Genomic DNA, 15,688 nt, shown 5'->3' with positions numbered 1-15,688 from the left:
GGCGGATAGGCCGGGCCGGCATGACCGGGAGGTTGTTCGTATCCGGCGTGCGGAGGTACCGGCGGCGGGTAGGACGACGGATAGCCGGACGAGTACTCGGGGGCGTAACCCGGCCCGGGGTACGGCGGCGGTGCCTCGGGAGGCGGCATCGCGGTGGGCGGCTCCCAGGGTGCGGTCGGATCCGGCTGCTCGGGGCGTCCGCCACCGGCCGGCGCCGAGCCGGCCTGGTCGTCGTGGCCGCCCTCGCCGAAGCCGCCCCCGGGAGCTGTCATGCGTTCAACCTAACCCATGCGCAGGGGGCGGGTTGGCGCCGCCGAAGGCACGGCGTTTCCGCAGGTGACCGAAGGTGGTTAGGGTGAAGAAGCCCTGAGATGAAACCGTGACCGAGTCGGAGGACAATGAGCGGCGATGACTAATCCCTTCCAACCCGGGCAGGTTCCCGGCGCGACGCCGGCCGGTGCGGCGGGGCGCCGCGGGGCGCCCGGACTGCCGACGCCGCCGCGGGGCTGGCCGGTCGGGTCCTATCCCACCTACGCCGAGGCGCAGCGCGCCGTGGACTACCTGTCCGACCAGCAATTCCCCGTGCAGCAGGTGACCATCGTCGGTGTGGACCTGATGCAGGTGGAGCGGGTCACCGGCAGGCTGACGTGGCCGAAGGTGCTCGGCGGCGGCGTGCTCAGTGGGGCATGGCTGGGGCTGTTCATCGGGCTGGTGCTGGGCTTTTTCAGCCCCAATCCGTGGGGGGCGCTCCTCACGGGTCTGGTCGCCGGTGTGTTCTTCGGGTTGATCACATCCGCTGTTCCGTATTCGATGGCGCGCGGCACAAGGGATTTCAGTTCGACCATGCAGCTGGTAGCCGGGCGATACGACGTGCTGTGTGATCCGCAAAGCGCAGAAAAGGCGCGGGATCTGTTGGCGCGCTTGGCGATCTGAGCCGCGCGCGAGAGGTGAATCGGTGGTGATCCGTCGCGGGCGCGCGCGCCGGGTGGGCGCAATCGCGCTGGTGTCGGCGATCCTCGCCGCGGCGGTACCGGCGTGCGGTTCCGGTGGCCATGGTTTGGTCATCAGCTTCTACACCACGGCCGCCGACGGTGCGACCTTCGCGACGGTCGCCCAAGACTGCACGAGGCAATTCAACGGCCGCTTCGCCATCCAGCAGATCAGCCTGCCCCGGGCCCCCGGCGAACAGCGTCTGCAGCTGGCGCGCCGGCTGACCGGTCACGACCGCACGCTGGACGTGATGTCGCTGGACGTGGTGTGGACGGCCGAGTTCGCCGAGGCGGGCTGGGCGTTGCCGCTGTCCGACGATCCGGCGGGGCGCGCCGAGTCCGACGCCACGGTGGACACCTTGCCGGGTCCGCTGGCGACGGCACGCTGGCACGGCAAGCTGTACGGCGCCCCCGTCACCACCAATACCCAATTGCTCTGGTACCGGCCAGATTTGGTGACCCAGCCGCCACGAACCTGGGACGGCATGGTGTCCGAGGCCACCAGGCTGCACGCCGCGGGGCAGCCCAGCTGGATCGGCGTGCAGGCCAACGAGGGCGAAGGTCTGGTGGTCTGGTTCAACACACTGCTGGCGAGCGGGGGTGGCCAGGTGCTCTCCGAGGATGGTCGCCGGGTCACGCTGATCGACACGCCGGCGCACCGGGCGGCCACCGTGAACGCGTTGCGCATCCTCAAGTCGGTGGCCGTCGCGCCCGGAGCCGATCCGTCCATCAGCCGGACCGACGAAAGCACCGCGCGCCTAGCACTCGAACAAGGCCGGGCCGCACTCGCCGTCAACTGGCCGTACGCGTTGGCGTCCATGCTGGAGAACGCGGTGAAGGGCGGGGTGCCCTTCCTGCCGCTCAACCGGAACCCGATGCTGGCCGGCAGCATCAACGACACCGGCACCTTCGTGCCCGATGACGAGCAGTTCCGTATCGCCTACCAGGCCAGCCAGCGAGTGTTCGGGTTCGCCCCGTATCCCGGTGTGGCGCCGGGCCGGCCGGCCAAGGTGACGATCGGCGGGGCGAACCTCGCGGTGGCCAGCACCTCGCGTCATCGTGCCGAGGCCTTCGAAGCCATCCGATGCCTGCGCAATCTCGCGCACCAGAAGTATGTTTCGATCGAAGGCGGCCTGCCGCCGGTGCGCACGTCGCTGTATTCCGACTCGCAGTTTCAGGCGAAATATCCGATGTACACCATCATTCGCCGCCAGCTCACCGATGCCGCGGTGCGCCCGGCGACGCCGGTCTACCAGGGTGTGGCCATTCGGCTCGCCGCGACGCTGAGCCCGATCAGCCAGATCGACCCCGAGCAGACCGCCGAGGCGCTCAGCACCCAGGTGCGCAAGGCGATCGACGGAAAGGGGCTGCTGCCGTGACCGCCACCGTCACCGAATCCCGCACCGCGCCCGCGTCTTCGGTGATACAACGGTGGCGCGGCCGGGCCTCGGAACGAAGGTTGGCGTTTTCACTGATCGCCCCGGCGGCGATCCTGATGCTGTTGGTGACGGCCTATCCGATCGGCTACGCCGTGTGGTTGAGCTTGCAGCGCAACAACTTTGCCGTCCCCAATGACACCGCATTCATCGGCCTGAGCAACTACGTGACCATCCTGACCGACCGCTATTGGTGGACCGCGCTGGCGGTGACGATGGGCATCACGGTGGTCTCGGTGTCGCTGGAATTCGTGCTCGGGCTGGCGCTGGCGCTGGTGATGCACCGCACCATGGTCGGCAAAGGCCTGGTGCGCACCGCGGTCCTGATCCCGTACGGCATCGTCACCGCGGTCGCGTCCTACAGCTGGTATTACGCGTGGACGCCGGGCACCGGCTACCTGGCCAACCTGCTACCGCAAGGCAGTGCACCGCTGACCGAACAGATCCCGTCGCTGGCGATCGTCATCGTCGCCGAGGTATGGAAGACAACACCTTTCATGTCGCTGCTCTTGCTGGCCGGTTTGGCGCTGGTTCCCCAGGACCTGCTGAAAGCCGCCCAGGTGGACGGCGCCGGCGCGTGGCGGCGGCTGACCAGGGTCACCCTGCCGATCATCAAGCCGGCGGTGGTGGTCGCGCTGCTGTTCCGGACTTTGGACGCGTTCCGCATTTTCGACAACATCTGCGTGATCACCAACGGCGCCAACAACACCGGATCGGTGTCGATGCTGGGCTACGACAACCTGTTCAAGGGCTTCAACCTCGGCCTCGGATCGGCGATCAGCGTGCTGATCTTCGGATGCGTGGGTCTCATCGCGTGGGTGTTCATCAAGGCGTTCGGTGCGGCAGCGCCCGGGGGTGATGCCGATGGTCGCTGACCGGGCGGGATTGTCGATCGGCGCGCGGCGCATGGCGGTCTGGGCCGTCATCGATACCCTGGTAGGGGCGTATACGCTGCTGCCGGTGCTGTGGATCTTCAGCCTGTCGCTCAAGCCGAGCTCAACCATCAGGGACGGCAAGCTGATTCCGTCGTCGATATCGCTGGACAACTATCGCGGCATCTTTCGCGGTGACTTGTTCAGTTCGGCGCTGATCAACTCCGTCGGGATCGCCCTGATCACCACCGTGATCGCCGTGGTGCTCGGCGCCATGGCGGCCTACGCGATCGCCCGGCTGGATTTTCCGGGCAAGCGATTGCTGGTGGGGGCCACCCTGTTGGTCACCATGTTTCCCGCGATCTCGCTGGTGACGCCGTTGTTCAACATCGAACGCTTCGTCGGCTTGTTCGACACATGGACCGGTCTGATCCTGCCGTACATCGCATTCGGGCTGCCGCTCGCGATCTACACGCTGTCGGCGTTTTTCCGGGAGATCCCTTGGGATCTGGAGAAGGCGGCGAAAATCGACGGTGCGACACCGGCTCAGGCCTTCCGCAAGGTGATCGTGCCGCTGGCGGCACCCGGCGTGGTGACGGCGGCGATCCTGGTCTTCATCTTCGCCTGGAACGATCTGCTGTTGGCGTTGACCCTGACCGCCACCAAGGCGGCCATCACAGCTCCGGTGGCGATCGTGAACTTCAGCGGCAGTTCGCAGTTCGAGGAGCCGACCGGGTCGATCGCGGCCGGCGCCGTTGTGATCACCGTCCCCATCATCGCTTTTGTTTTAATCTTCCAACGACGAATCGTCGCCGGGCTGACCTCTGGCGCTGTGAAGGGATAACTCGATGGCCGAGATTGTGCTGGATCATGTCACCAAGAGTTACCCGGACGGCGCGACGGCGGTGCACGACCTGAACCTGACCGTCGCCGACGGCGAATTCCTGATCCTGGTGGGCCCGTCGGGCTGCGGTAAGACCACGACCTTGAACATGATCGCCGGGCTTGAGGACATCTCCTCCGGCGAGCTGCGCATCGGCGGTGAACGGGTGAACGAGAAGGCACCCAAAGACCGCGACATCGCGATGGTGTTCCAGTCCTACGCGCTGTACCCGCACATGACGGTGCGGCAGAACATCGCCTTCCCGTTGACGCTGGCCAAGATGAAGAAGTCCGACATCGCACAGAAGGTCGAGGAGACGGCGAAAACCCTTGACCTGACCGAACTTCTGGATCGCAAGCCCTCGCAATTGTCGGGTGGGCAGCGCCAGCGGGTGGCGATGGGTCGCGCCATCGTGCGCCATCCCAAGGCGTTTCTGATGGACGAGCCGCTGTCGAACCTGGACGCGAAATTGCGGGTGCAGGTGCGCGGCGAGATCGCCAGGCTGCAGAAAAGGTTGGGCACCACGACCGTCTACGTCACCCACGACCAGACCGAGGCCATGACGCTGGGCGACCGTGTGGTGGTGATGCATTCGGGTGTCGCACAACAGGTCGGCACGCCGGACGAGCTGTACGAGCATCCCGCCAACCTGTTCGTCGCCGGCTTCATCGGCTCGCCGGCGATGAATTTCTTTCCGGCCACGCTGACGGCCGTCGGGCTCAAATTGCCGTTCGGCGAGGTGATGCTGACACCGGAGGTCCAAGAGGTGATCGCCCAGCATCCGCGGCCGACCAACGTCATCGTCGGCGTGCGGCCCGAGCATCTGTCCGATGCCGCGTTGATCGACGGCTACCAGCGCATCAGGGCGCTGACCTTTGAGGTGAAGGTCGACCTGGTGGAGTCGCTGGGCGCGGACAAGTACGTCTACTTCTCCACCGCGGCATGGGCGGCGCACTCGGCCCAGTTGGACGAGTTGGCCGCCGAGTCCGATGCTCACGACAACCAGTTCATGGCAAGGGTTCCCGCCGAATCGACGGCGGCCATCGGGCAGTCGATCGAACTGGCAATGGACACCGCCAAGCTGGCGGTCTTCGATGCGGACACCGGCGCCAACCTGACCATCGCGCCGGCCGGGACACCGTGACACAGGGCCTGGATCACGTGCGCGCACATTTGCGGGCGCACTTCGCCGACGCCGAGCCCGATGCGGCGAGCGTGACGTTCCTGGGCACCGAGACCATCGAAGTGCTGCGTTTCCGCGAGCCGGACATGACGGTGCACTATGTCACCCTGGGTTGCTCACGGCACCCGATGACCGAACCGACGCTGGATATCGCCGACCCGCTGCGCGGTCCACGCGCCGAAATCGTGCTGCAGTTGCGAGATCCGGGGCCGATCACCGGCATCGCGCGCAGCATGGCCATCCTCGCTGCGGCGCCGGCCGTCGACGGTGTGGTGCTGTGCGCCGACGCGTTGATCGATCTCGGCTCGCCGCTGTGGGCGTCCCCGTCGGCGCGGGTGCCGTTCACCGCCGTGCTGTTGGGCCGCAGCGGCATCGGCGATCTGGCGCTGGATCCGCCCCGCGACCCGGTGCAGTTCCTGTCGGCGACCCCGATCACCGCAACCGAAGCGGCCTGGGTGCGGCTCAAGGGTGCCGAGGCGATGCGGCAGGCATGGGGCAACGACGGAGTCGATGTGCTGGACCCGAATCGCCCTGCAGCACAACCCGATTGACGAGACCGAGCCGCGCTAGAGCCAATTGTTGCGCCGGAACTGGAAATACAGTCCCACGCAGGCGACGGTCATCACGGCCATGATCGCCGGATAACCCCACGTCCAGTTCAGCTCCGGCATGAAATGAAAGTTCATCCCGTAGATGGCGGCGACCATGGTGGGCACCGCCAAGATACCGGCCCAGGCCGCCATCTTGCGCATGTCGTTGTTCTGCTGCATCCCGACGCGGGCCAGCGCCGCCTGGATCAGCGAGTTGAGCATGTCGTCGTAGCTGGCGACCTGGTCCGCGGCCTCGGAGTGGTGGTCGGCGACGTCGCGCAGGTAGCGGCGCACCTCTTTGGAGATGACATCCTTGTTGTCCATCTGGATGCGATGGAACGCGGCCGACAGCGGATTGACGCACCGGCGCAGTTCGACCACCTCGCGCTTGAGCAGATAGATCGGTTCGACGTCGATCTTGCTGCCCGGGGCGAACGCCAACCCCTCGATGCTGTCGATGTCGTCGAGCATCAGACTGCTCACCTCGAGGTAATGGTCCACGACGTGGTCGGCGATCGCGTGCATCACCGCGTAGGGGCCCAGCCGCATCTGCTCGGGGTCGCCGTCCATCCGCTTGCGCACCTCGGACAGCCCGCCGTGTTCGCCGTGGCGGACCGTGATCACGAAGTCGGCGCCGACGAAGACCATGATCTCGCCGGTCTCGACGATCTCGCGGGCCAGCACCACCGAGTCGTGGGGGACATAGTTGACGGTCTTGAGCACGAGGAACAGGGTGTCGTCATAGCGCTCCACCTTGGGCCGCTGATGGGCGCACACCGCGTCTTCCACCGCCAGCGGGTGCAACCCGAACACGTCGGCCACTTCCTGCATCTCGGACTGGCTGGGTTCGCGCAGGCCCACCCAGACGAATCCCTCCTGCCCCTGCGTTTCGATCTCGCGCGCCCTGTTCAGCGCGTCCGCGTAGCCGAGCTTGCCCGGCAACCGCTCGCCGTCGGCGTAGACGGCGCAGTCGACCAGCGTCTCCTTGGGCGGCAGGGGGGCCGGGCTCGGCTTCGGCTGCGGCTCGTGCGCAAGGGGCCGAAGCGCTTCGGGCAATGCGTCGAATCCCTGGAACACATCCACCTCCCACCAAGCGCAGGTCCGACCAGGCGGTGCTCCATGGTACGCGTCCCGGCCGTTCAAAGCGCGACGACAAGGTGTCGGGAAAGCCCTGGTAGTGGACCGGAGATTGGCGGCCGAGAAGAGTGCGCTAGTTTCGAGCCGAAACCCGAATCTGCACGAACTTCTCCACAAGGAGTAAATCGACGTGAGCGCAAGTCCTCTCAAGGTCGCTGTCACCGGCGCCGCCGGCCAGATCGGCTACAGCCTGTTGTTCCGCCTGGCGAGTGGCTCGTTGCTGGGTCCCGACCGCCCGATCGAGCTGCGACTCCTTGAGATCGAGCCCGCGCTCAAGGCGCTCGAGGGCGTCGTGATGGAGCTCGACGACTGCGCGTTCCCGTTGCTGTCCGGCGTGGAGATCGGTGCGGACGCCAACAAGATCTTCGACGGCGTCAACCTGGCCCTGCTGGTCGGCGCGCGGCCGCGCGGTCCGGGCATGGAGCGCAGCGACCTGTTGGAGGCCAACGGCGCGATTTTCACCGCGCAGGGCAAGGCGCTCAACTCCGTCGCCGCCGACGACGTCCGCATCGGCGTCACGGGGAACCCGGCCAACACCAACGCGCTGATCGCGCTGAGCAACGCCCCCGACATCCCCAAGGAGCGGTTCTCGGCGCTCACCCGCCTGGACCACAACCGGGCGATCTCGCAGCTGGCCCGCAAGACCGGCGCCGCCGTCACCGACATCAAGAAGATGACCATCTGGGGCAACCACTCGGCCACCCAGTACCCCGACATCTTCCACGCCGAGGTGGGTGGCAAGAACGCTGCCGAGGTGGTCAACGACCAGAACTGGATCGAGAACGACTTCATCCCGACCGTCGCCAAGCGCGGCGCGGCGATCATCGACGCGCGCGGCGCCTCCTCGGCGGCTTCGGCTGCTTCGGCGACCGTGGACGCGGCCCGCTCCTGGCTGCTGGGCAGCCCGGAGGGGGACTGGGTCTCGATGGCGGTCTACTCCGACGGCTCCTACGGCGTACCCGAAGGGATCGTGTCGTCGTTCCCGGTGACCACCTCCGACGGCAACTGGTCGATCGTGCAGGGGCTGGAGATCGATGAGTTCTCCCGCGGGCGCATCGACAAGACCACGGCCGAGCTGGTCGACGAACGCAACGCCGTCACCGAGCTCAAGCTGATCTGAGCGTTGCCGGTCGCCCTGGTATGACCCACATCGCCAATTAGGGCTACTAATGGGTAGCCCTTACCCTGAAGCACGTGTCCGAATTGCTTGAATCGATACAGACGGATGTCGAGCACGGTGCGATCACCGATGCCGAGATCTTCGCGGCACACGTCGGAGGCAAACTTTCCGTAGGCCTGACTTCGCCGCTGGACACGCAACGAGCTTTGTCGATCGCCTACACACCCGGTGTGGCACAGGTCAGCCGCGCGATCGCCGCCGACCACACCCAGGCGGCCCGCTACACCTGGGCTAACCGGCTGGTCGCCGTGGTCAGCGACGGCAGCGCGGTACTGGGCCTCGGTGACATCGGGCCCGCGGCGTCGCTGCCTGTGATGGAAGGCAAGTGCGCCCTGTTCCAGGCCTACGGCGGGCTGAACGCCATCCCGATCGTGCTGGACACCAAGGATCCCGACGAGATCGTGGAGACCCTGGTGCGGTTGCGCCCGACGTTCGGAGCCGTCAACCTCGAGGACATCTCCGCACCGCGCTGCTTCGACATCGAGCGTCGCCTCATCGAGGCGCTGGACTGCCCGGTGATGCACGACGACCAGCACGGCACGGCGATCGTGGTGCTGGCCGCGCTCATGGGCGCCAGCAAGCTGCTCGGCCGCGACATGACCTCGCTGAAGGTGGTGGTCTCCGGAGCCGGCGCCGCGGGCGTCGCATGCACCAATCTCCTTATGGTGATGGGTGTTTCGGACGTCACCGTGCTCGACTCACGGGGAATCCTGCACGCCGGTCGCGACGACATGAACGACGTCAAGGCGGCGCTGGCGCGGCGCACCAACCCCGCCGGCCTGACCGGCAGCCTGGCCGAAGCCATCGGGGGCGCCGACGTGTTCCTCGGATTGTCGGGGGGCGTGGTGCCCGAGGAGATGATCGCCACCATGGCGCCGGGCGGGATCGTGTTCGCGCTGTCCAACCCCGACCCGGAGATCCACCCGCGGATCGCGGCCAAGTACGCCGCGGTGGTGGCCACCGGCCGCAGCGATTTTTGCAACCAGATCAACAACGTGCTGGCCTTCCCCGGGGTGTTCCGCGGTGCGCTGGAGGCGGGTGCCCGCCGGATCACCGAGAAAATGATGGTCGCCGCGGCCGAGGCGATCTTCTCCGTCGTCAGCGACGACCTGGCGCTCGACCGGATCGTGCCCAGCCCGCTGGACACCCGGGTCGGGGAAGCGGTCGCCACCGCGGTGGCACTGGCCACTGACGCCCCAGACACGACCGTCGCCGGGGGGTGAGAATCGGCAGGCTGGCGGTGCCGCTGCTCGCCGCCGTACTCGCCGTGGCCGGTTGCGCGACCGATACCGGTGACCGTCGTGCCCGTGCCGAAGTGGTGGTCGGTTCTCGGCCCGACGCCGACTCGGCGCTACTGGCCGGCATCTACGTCGCCGCCTTGCGGTCATACGGATTCGGTGCGCGGTTCCAGGCGACCACCGACCCGAAGGCCCAATTGGATGCGGGCGCAGTCACCGTCATCCCCGCCTTCACCGGCCGTGTGTTGCAGGCATTGCAGCCCGGCGCGACGGCGATGTCGGATAAAGACGTCTACCGCGCGATGATCGCCGCGCTGCCCGAGGGCATCGTGGCGGGCGACTACGCGACCGCCGCGGAGGACAAGCCCGTGTTGCTGGTGAGCCGGCCCACCGCTAAGGCCTGGGGCGGCAGCGACGTCAGCGCCGACCTGAGCACGCTGCCGCGGCACTGCGCCGACCTCGTCGTCGGCGCTAGCGGCGGGCGGCGGGAACCGTCGGCGATCGGCGCCTGCCGGCTCGCCCCGCCGCGTGAATACCGGGATGGCGCAACGATGTTCGCCGCAATCAGGGCCGGTCAGCTGACCGCCGGGTGGAGCACCACGGCCGACCCCGGCGCTCCCGGCGACCTGGTCGCGCTGGCCGACGGCAAGCCCGCACTGATCCGCGCGGAGAACGTGGTGCCGCTGTATCGCCGCAACGCGCTCAGCGAGAGGCAGTTGCTGGCGATCAACGAGGTGGCCGGCGTGCTGGACACCGCCGCCCTGGTCGAGATGCGCCGACAGGTGCGCGCGGGTGCCGACCCGCAGGCGGTGGCGGGAGGATGGTTGGCCGAGCACCCGCTAGGCCGCTGACCGCTAGCGCTTCGGCATCAACCGGTGCACGACCTGCTGAAGCCGGCCCATAATCGGCCCTCCGAGGAGCAGCTCCGGTCGTGAACCGGTCAGTCGCACGACCAGGTCCATCGCCTTGACGTCCGGACCGACCAGCACCCGAGCCTTGTGCTTCTGCACGCCCTCGAGGATGAGCTGGGCGGCCCGCTGCGGGGTGGTCTTGGCCTGTTGCTCCTCGAACAAGGTGGCCAACTCGGCATGGTCGAGGCCCGCGACGCCGGTGGCGTTGCGGGCGAACGCGGTCTTGATGCCGCCCGGATGCACCGTCGTCACGCGCACCGGGTGACCGGCGCGGGCCATCTCCTGGTGCAGCGCCTCGGTGAAGCCGCGGACGGCGAACTTGGCCGAGACGTAGGCCGCCTGCCCGGGCGCGGAGAACAGGCCCAGCGCGCTCGAGATGTTGATGACGTGCCCGTCGCCGGAGGCGATCAGGTGCGGAAGGAAGGCCTTGGTGCCGTTGACGACGCCCCAGTAGTCGACGTCGATCACCCGCTCGATGTCCTTGAACCGGGTGTCCTCGATGGAGCCGATGAAGGTGATGCCGGCGTTGTTGTAGATCTGGTTGACCCCGCCGAAGTGCTCGTCGACGGCGTCGGCGTAGGCCTGCCAGGCCGCGCGCTCGGTCACGTCGAGCCGATCCGACTTGAACGCCGCGCCGATCGCCGTCAGCTGTTCGGCGGTCTGCGCCAGCCCCCCGGTGTCGACGTCGCTGATCGCCACCTTGGCGCCGGCCCGGCCCAGCTCGACCGCCAACGCCTGGCCGATACCGGAACCCGCTCCGGTGACCACGGCGACCTTGCCGGCGAACGTATCCATGCAAACTCCCTCGACCAGGCTTGACCGCTAGACGCTAATCGTTATCGGCGCTACTGGCCACAGCAGGGGATCACTGCTTGGGCAGCAACCGGCCCATGACCGGGCCGAAGAGCTGCTGGTAGTACGGGCCCGCCACCCGCACCATCACGTCCAGGAGTTTGGCGTCCGTGCCGACCAGGACCCGGGCCTTCTTCTTGCGGACCGCGTCCAGGATGATCTGGGCGGCGCGTTGCGGGCTGGTCCTGGCGAGCCGCTTGTCGAACAGCTTCGCGAGCTGCTCGGGGTCCAGTCCCTCGGCGGCCGTCGCGTTGCGCGCGATGGCGGTCTTGATGCCGCCCGGGTGCACCGTGGTCACCGCCACCGGGTGGCCGGCCGCCGCCATCTCCTGCCGCAGCGCCTCGGTGAAGCCACGCACGGCGAACTTGGCCGAGTTGTAGGCCGCCTGCCCGGGTACCGAAAAGAGCCCGAACACGCTGGACACGTTGACGACGTGCCCGTCGCCGGAGGCGATCAGGTGCGGCAGGAACGCCTTGGTGCCGTTGACGACGCCCCAGAAGTCGACGTCCATCACCCGTTCGATGTCCTTGAACTGGCTGACTTCGACGTCGCCGGTGAAGGCGATGCCGGCGTTGTTGTAGATCTGGTTGACCTTGCCGAAGTGCTCCTTGATCCCGTCGGCGTAGGCCAGGAAGGCCTCGCGCTCGGTCACGTCGAGCCGATCCGACTTGAACGACGCGCCGATCGCCTTGAGCTGCCCCTCGGTGTCGCCCAGACCCTCGAGGTCGACGTCGCTGATCGCCACCTTGGCCCCCGAGCGGGCCAGTTCCAGGGCCAGCGCCTGCCCGATACCCGAACCCGCGCCCGTCACCACCGCGACCTTGCCGGCGAACCCTTGCATGAGCACCCTTCCTTCTCGGCACGTTTGCGTCGAGGCTAGCCGGTACCAGCGGTCCCTGATATCCGCGGGTCGCCGAAGGCCGTCAGGCGAAGGCCGTGTCGAGGATCTCCTGCTGCTCGACGGCGTGCACCTTCGACGAGCCCGACGACGGCGCCGACATCGCCCGGCGCGAGATGCGCTTGAGGCCGGTCAGCTTGTCGGGCAGCAGCTCGGGCAGCTCCAGCCCGAATCGCGGCCAGGCGCCCTGGTTGGCGGGCTCCTCCTGGACCCAGAAGTATTGCTGCACGTTGGGGTAGCGGTCCAGCGTTTCGTTCAGCCGGCGTTTCGGCAGCGGAGCGAGTTGCTCGATCCGCACGATCGCCACGTCGTCGCGGTTGTCCTTGGCCTTACGGGCCACCAACTCGTAGTAGAGCTTGCCGCTGGTCAACAGGACCCGGCTGACCTTGCTGCGGTCGCCGATGCCGTCCTCATAGGTTGGCTCTTCGAGCACCGAGCGGAACTTGATCTCGGTGAAGTCCCTGACGTCGCTTACGGCCGCCTTGTTGCGCAGCATCGACTTCGGCGTGAACACGATCAGCGGACGCTGCACGCCGTCGAGGGCGTGGCGGCGCAACAGGTGGAAGTAGTTGGACGGCGTCGAGGGCATCGCGATCGTCATCGACCCCTCGGCCCACAGCTGCAGGAAGCGTTCGATGCGGCCCGAGGTGTGGTCGGGGCCCTGGCCCTCGTGGCCGTGCGGCAGCAGCAGCACGACGTTGGACAGCTGGCCCCACTTGGCCTCGCCGGAGCTGATGAACTCGTCGATGATCGACTGCGCGCCGTTGACGAAGTCGCCGAACTGCGCCTCCCACAACACCAGGGCGTCCGGGTTGCCCACGGTGTAGCCGTACTCGAAGCCGACGGCGGCATACTCCGACAGCGGCGAGTCGTAGACCAGGCACTTGCCGCCGGTCGGGGTGCCGTCGGGGTTGGTCGCCAGCAGCTTGAGCGGCGTGAACTCCGCGCCGGTGTTGCGGTCGATGATCACCGAGTGTCGTTGGGAGAAGGTGCCGCGGCGGGTGTCTTGCCCCGACAACCGCACCAGCTTGCCCTCGGCCACCAAAGAGCCCAGCGCCAGCAGTTCGGCGAAGGCCCAGTCGATCTTGCCCTCGTAGGCCATCTCGCGGCGCTTCTCGAGCACCGGCTGCACCCGCGGGTGTGCGGTGAAGCCCTCGGGGAGCGCCAGGAACGCGTCGCCGATGCGGGCCAGCAGCGACTTGTCCACCGCGGTGGACAGCCCCGCCGGCAGCATCTGGTCGGCCTCGACCGATTCGCTGGGCAGCGCGCCGTGTTTCTCCAGCTCGCGGACCTCGTTGAACACCCGCTCCAGCTGGCCCTGGTAGTCGCGCAGGGCGTCCTCGGCTTCCTTCATGGAGATGTCGCCGCGGCCGATCAGGGCTTCGGTGTAGCTCTTGCGCACCCCGCGCTTGATGTCGACGACGTCGTACATGGCGGGGTTGGTCATCGACGGATCGTCCCCCTCGTTGTGCCCGCGTTTGCGGTAGCACAGCATGTCGATGACGACGTCCTTCTTGAACTCCTGCCGGAAGTCGACGGCCAGCTTGGCCACCCACGCGCACGCTTCCGGGTCGTCACCGTTGACGTGGAAGATCGGCGCCCCGATCATCTTCGCGACGTCGGTGCAGTACTCGCTGGACCGCGAATACTCCGGCGCGGTGGTGAAGCCGATCTGGTTGTTGGCGATGATGTGGATGGTGCCGCCGACGCGGTAGCCGGGCAGGTGGGTCATGTTCAGGGTCTCGGCGACCACGCCCTGACCGGCGAACGCGGCGTCGCCGTGCAGCATCATCGGCACCACCGAGAACGCCTTTTCGTCGCCTTGGTCCTCGGCGCCGTGGTCCAGCAGGTCCTGCTTTGCGCGCACCAGACCCTCCAGCACCGGGTCGACGGCTTCCAGGTGCGACGGGTTGGCGGTCAGCGACACCTGAATGTCGTTGTCGCCGAACATCTGTAGGTACACGCCGGTGGCGCCCAGGTGATACTTGACGTCCCCGGAGCCGTGCGCCTGTGCCGGGTTGAGGTTGCCCTCGAATTCGGAGAAGATCTGCGAGTACGGCTTACCGACGATGTTGGCCAGCACGTTGAGCCGGCCGCGGTGCGGCATCCCGATGACCACCTCGTCGAGTCCGTGCTCGGCGCACTGGTCGATCGCCGCGTCCATCATCGGAATGATGCTTTCCGCACCTTCCAGCGAAAACCGTTTCTGGCCAACGTATTTGGTTTGCAGGAAGGTCTCGAATGCCTCGGCCGCGTTCAGCTTGCTCAGGATGAACTTCTGCTCGGCCACCGTCGGTTTGACGTGCTTGGTCTCCACCCGCTGCTGCAGCCACTCCTGTTGTGCGGGATCGAGGATGTGCGTGTACTCCACGCCGATGTGGCGGCAGTAGGCATCACGCAGCAGCCCCAACACGTCGCGCAGTTTCTTGTATTCGCATCCGGCGAAGCCGTTGACTTTGAACACCCGGTCCAGGTCCCACAGCGTCAGGCCGTGGTTGAGGATCTCGAGGTCGGGGTGGCTGCGGAACCGGCTGCCGTCCAGCCGCAGCGGGTCGATGTCGGCCATCAGGTGACCGCGATTGCGGTAGGCCGCGATCAACTCCATCACCCGGGCGTTCTTGTCGACGATCGAATCCGGGTTGTCGGTGCTCCAGCGCACCGGCAGGTACGGGTTGCCCAGCTCGCGGAAGATCTCGTCCCAGAACGCGTCCGACAGCAGCATCTCGTGGATGGTGCGCAGGAAGTCGCCGGACTCCGCGCCCTGGATGATCCGGTGGTCGTAGGTAGAGGTCAGGGTGATCAGCTTGCCGATGCCGAGCTCGGCGATGCGTTCCTCGCTGGCGCCCTGGAACTCTGCGGGGTACTCCATGGCGCCCACACCGATGATGGCGCCCTGACCGTTCATCAGCCGCGGCACCGAGTGCACGGTGCCGATGGTGCCCGGGTTGGTCAGCGAAATGGTTACGCCCGCAAAGTCTTCGGCGGTCAGCTTGCCGTCGCGGGCGCGCCGCACGATGTCTTCGTAGGCGGTGACGAACTGCGCGAACCGCATGGTTTCGCAGCCCTTGATCCCGGCGACCACCAGGGAGCGCTTGCCGTCCTTGCCCTGCAGGTCGATGGCCAGGCCGAGGTTGGTGTGCGCCGGCGTCACCGCGGTGGGCTTGCCGTCGATCTCGGCGTAGTGCCGATTCATGTTCGGGAATTGCTTGATCGCCTGTACCAGCGCATAGCCCAGCAGGTGGGTGAACGAGATCTTCCCGCCGCGGGTGCGCTTGAGCTGGTTGTTGATGACGATCCGGTTGTCGATCATCAGCTTGGCCGGGATGGCCCGGACGCTGGTCGCCGTCGGCACGTCCAGCGACGCCGACATGTTCTTGACGACGGCGGCCGCCGCGCCGCGCAGCGTCTGCAGCTCGTCTCCCTCGGCCGGCGGGGGAGCGGCGGCCTTGGCCGGCCGCGGCGCAACCCCATTGCCGGCGGCCGTGCTGATGGGCGGTGTGGCCCTGGCGGACTCGGGGG

13 protein-coding genes and 1 pseudogene are annotated in these 15,688 nt (G+C 67.3%); 9 read left to right on the top strand and 5 right to left on the bottom strand.

What is annotated here, in order from left to right:
* A pseudogene (locus BST14_RS29810) lies at window positions 1-272 on the bottom strand (DUF4190 domain-containing protein); the annotation flags it as partial.
* 136 nt (window positions 273-408) lie between these two features.
* On the opposite strand from BST14_RS29810, the gene BST14_RS25385 reads away from it, so the two are divergent.
* The 6 genes from BST14_RS25385 to BST14_RS25360 are packed head-to-tail and all read left to right on the top strand — an operon-like array spanning window position 409 to window position 5,914.
* Complete coding sequence (locus tag BST14_RS25385) at window positions 409-933, top strand: YflT domain-containing protein (RefSeq protein WP_083067072.1); 525 nt, start codon at window positions 409-411, stop codon at window positions 931-933.
* Window positions 934-955: 22 nt separating this feature from the next.
* Window positions 956-2,368 carry an extracellular solute-binding protein gene (locus tag BST14_RS25380; RefSeq protein WP_083067071.1) on the top strand — a complete coding sequence of 471 codons (1,413 nt, stop codon included), beginning with the start codon at window positions 956-958 and terminating at the stop codon, window positions 2,366-2,368.
* Window positions 2,365-3,300 (top strand): carbohydrate ABC transporter permease, encoded by a 936-nt coding sequence (locus BST14_RS25375; protein ID WP_083067070.1) that lies wholly within the window; start codon window positions 2,365-2,367, stop codon window positions 3,298-3,300. The genes BST14_RS25380 and BST14_RS25375 overlap by 4 nt, the downstream gene beginning before the upstream one ends.
* A 16-nt stretch (window positions 3,301-3,316) precedes the next feature.
* Entirely contained in the window at window positions 3,317-4,141 is an 825-nt protein-coding gene (locus tag BST14_RS25370) for a carbohydrate ABC transporter permease (RefSeq protein WP_142279599.1), read from the top strand.
* A gap of 4 nt (window positions 4,142-4,145) precedes the next feature.
* Window positions 4,146-5,324 carry an ABC transporter ATP-binding protein gene (locus tag BST14_RS25365; protein ID WP_083067069.1) on the top strand — a complete coding sequence of 393 codons (1,179 nt, stop codon included), beginning with the start codon at window positions 4,146-4,148 and terminating at the stop codon, window positions 5,322-5,324.
* A complete protein-coding gene (locus BST14_RS25360) occupies window positions 5,321-5,914 on the top strand; it encodes a suppressor of fused domain protein (RefSeq protein WP_083067068.1) in 594 nt (197 codons plus the stop codon). Before BST14_RS25365 ends, BST14_RS25360 begins: the two co-directional genes overlap by 4 nt.
* A 15-nt stretch (window positions 5,915-5,929) precedes the next feature.
* Here BST14_RS25360 and corA read toward each other — a convergent pair whose 3' ends face one another.
* A complete protein-coding gene (gene corA, locus BST14_RS25355) occupies window positions 5,930-7,030 on the bottom strand; it encodes a magnesium/cobalt transporter CorA (RefSeq protein ID WP_083067074.1) in 1,101 nt (366 codons plus the stop codon).
* Window positions 7,031-7,220: 190 nt separating this feature from the next.
* On the opposite strand from corA, the gene BST14_RS25350 reads away from it, so the two are divergent.
* From BST14_RS25350 to BST14_RS25340, 3 genes are all read left to right on the top strand, one after another.
* On the top strand, window positions 7,221-8,210 hold the full coding sequence (locus BST14_RS25350) for a malate dehydrogenase (protein WP_083067067.1): 990 nt from the start codon (window positions 7,221-7,223) through the stop codon (window positions 8,208-8,210).
* Between the two features lie 74 nt (window positions 8,211-8,284).
* The gene (locus BST14_RS25345) at window positions 8,285-9,493 is read left to right on the top strand and encodes an NAD(P)-dependent malic enzyme (protein WP_083067066.1); all 1,209 of its coding nucleotides are present in this window, start codon (window positions 8,285-8,287) and stop codon (window positions 9,491-9,493) included.
* Window positions 9,490-10,359 carry a glycine betaine ABC transporter substrate-binding protein gene (locus BST14_RS25340; RefSeq protein WP_083067065.1) on the top strand — a complete coding sequence of 290 codons (870 nt, stop codon included), beginning with the start codon at window positions 9,490-9,492 and terminating at the stop codon, window positions 10,357-10,359. Before BST14_RS25345 ends, BST14_RS25340 begins: the two co-directional genes overlap by 4 nt.
* 3 nt (window positions 10,360-10,362) lie before the next feature.
* On the opposite strand, the gene BST14_RS25335 is transcribed toward BST14_RS25340, so the two are convergent.
* The 3 genes from BST14_RS25335 to BST14_RS25325 form a co-directional block, all read right to left on the bottom strand.
* A complete protein-coding gene (locus BST14_RS25335; RefSeq protein ID WP_083067064.1) occupies window positions 10,363-11,214 on the bottom strand; it encodes an SDR family NAD(P)-dependent oxidoreductase in 852 nt (283 codons plus the stop codon).
* Window positions 11,215-11,284: 70 nt separating this feature from the next.
* Window positions 11,285-12,112, bottom strand: a complete 828-nt coding sequence (locus BST14_RS25330; protein ID WP_083067063.1) for an SDR family NAD(P)-dependent oxidoreductase — start codon at window positions 12,110-12,112, stop codon at window positions 11,285-11,287.
* 82 nt (window positions 12,113-12,194) lie between these two features.
* On the bottom strand, window positions 12,195-15,688 hold a 3,494-nt coding region (locus BST14_RS25325; RefSeq protein ID WP_211280816.1), incomplete at its 5' end, for a multifunctional oxoglutarate decarboxylase/oxoglutarate dehydrogenase thiamine pyrophosphate-binding subunit/dihydrolipoyllysine-residue succinyltransferase subunit.

Origin of the sequence: Mycobacterium arosiense ATCC BAA-1401 = DSM 45069 (assembly GCF_002086125.1) — a bacterium.
Classification (GTDB): domain Bacteria; phylum Actinomycetota; class Actinomycetes; order Mycobacteriales; family Mycobacteriaceae; genus Mycobacterium; species Mycobacterium arosiense.
Note: the sequence above shows the minus strand (reverse complement) of the source record. Positions and strands in the feature narration are given on the sequence as shown.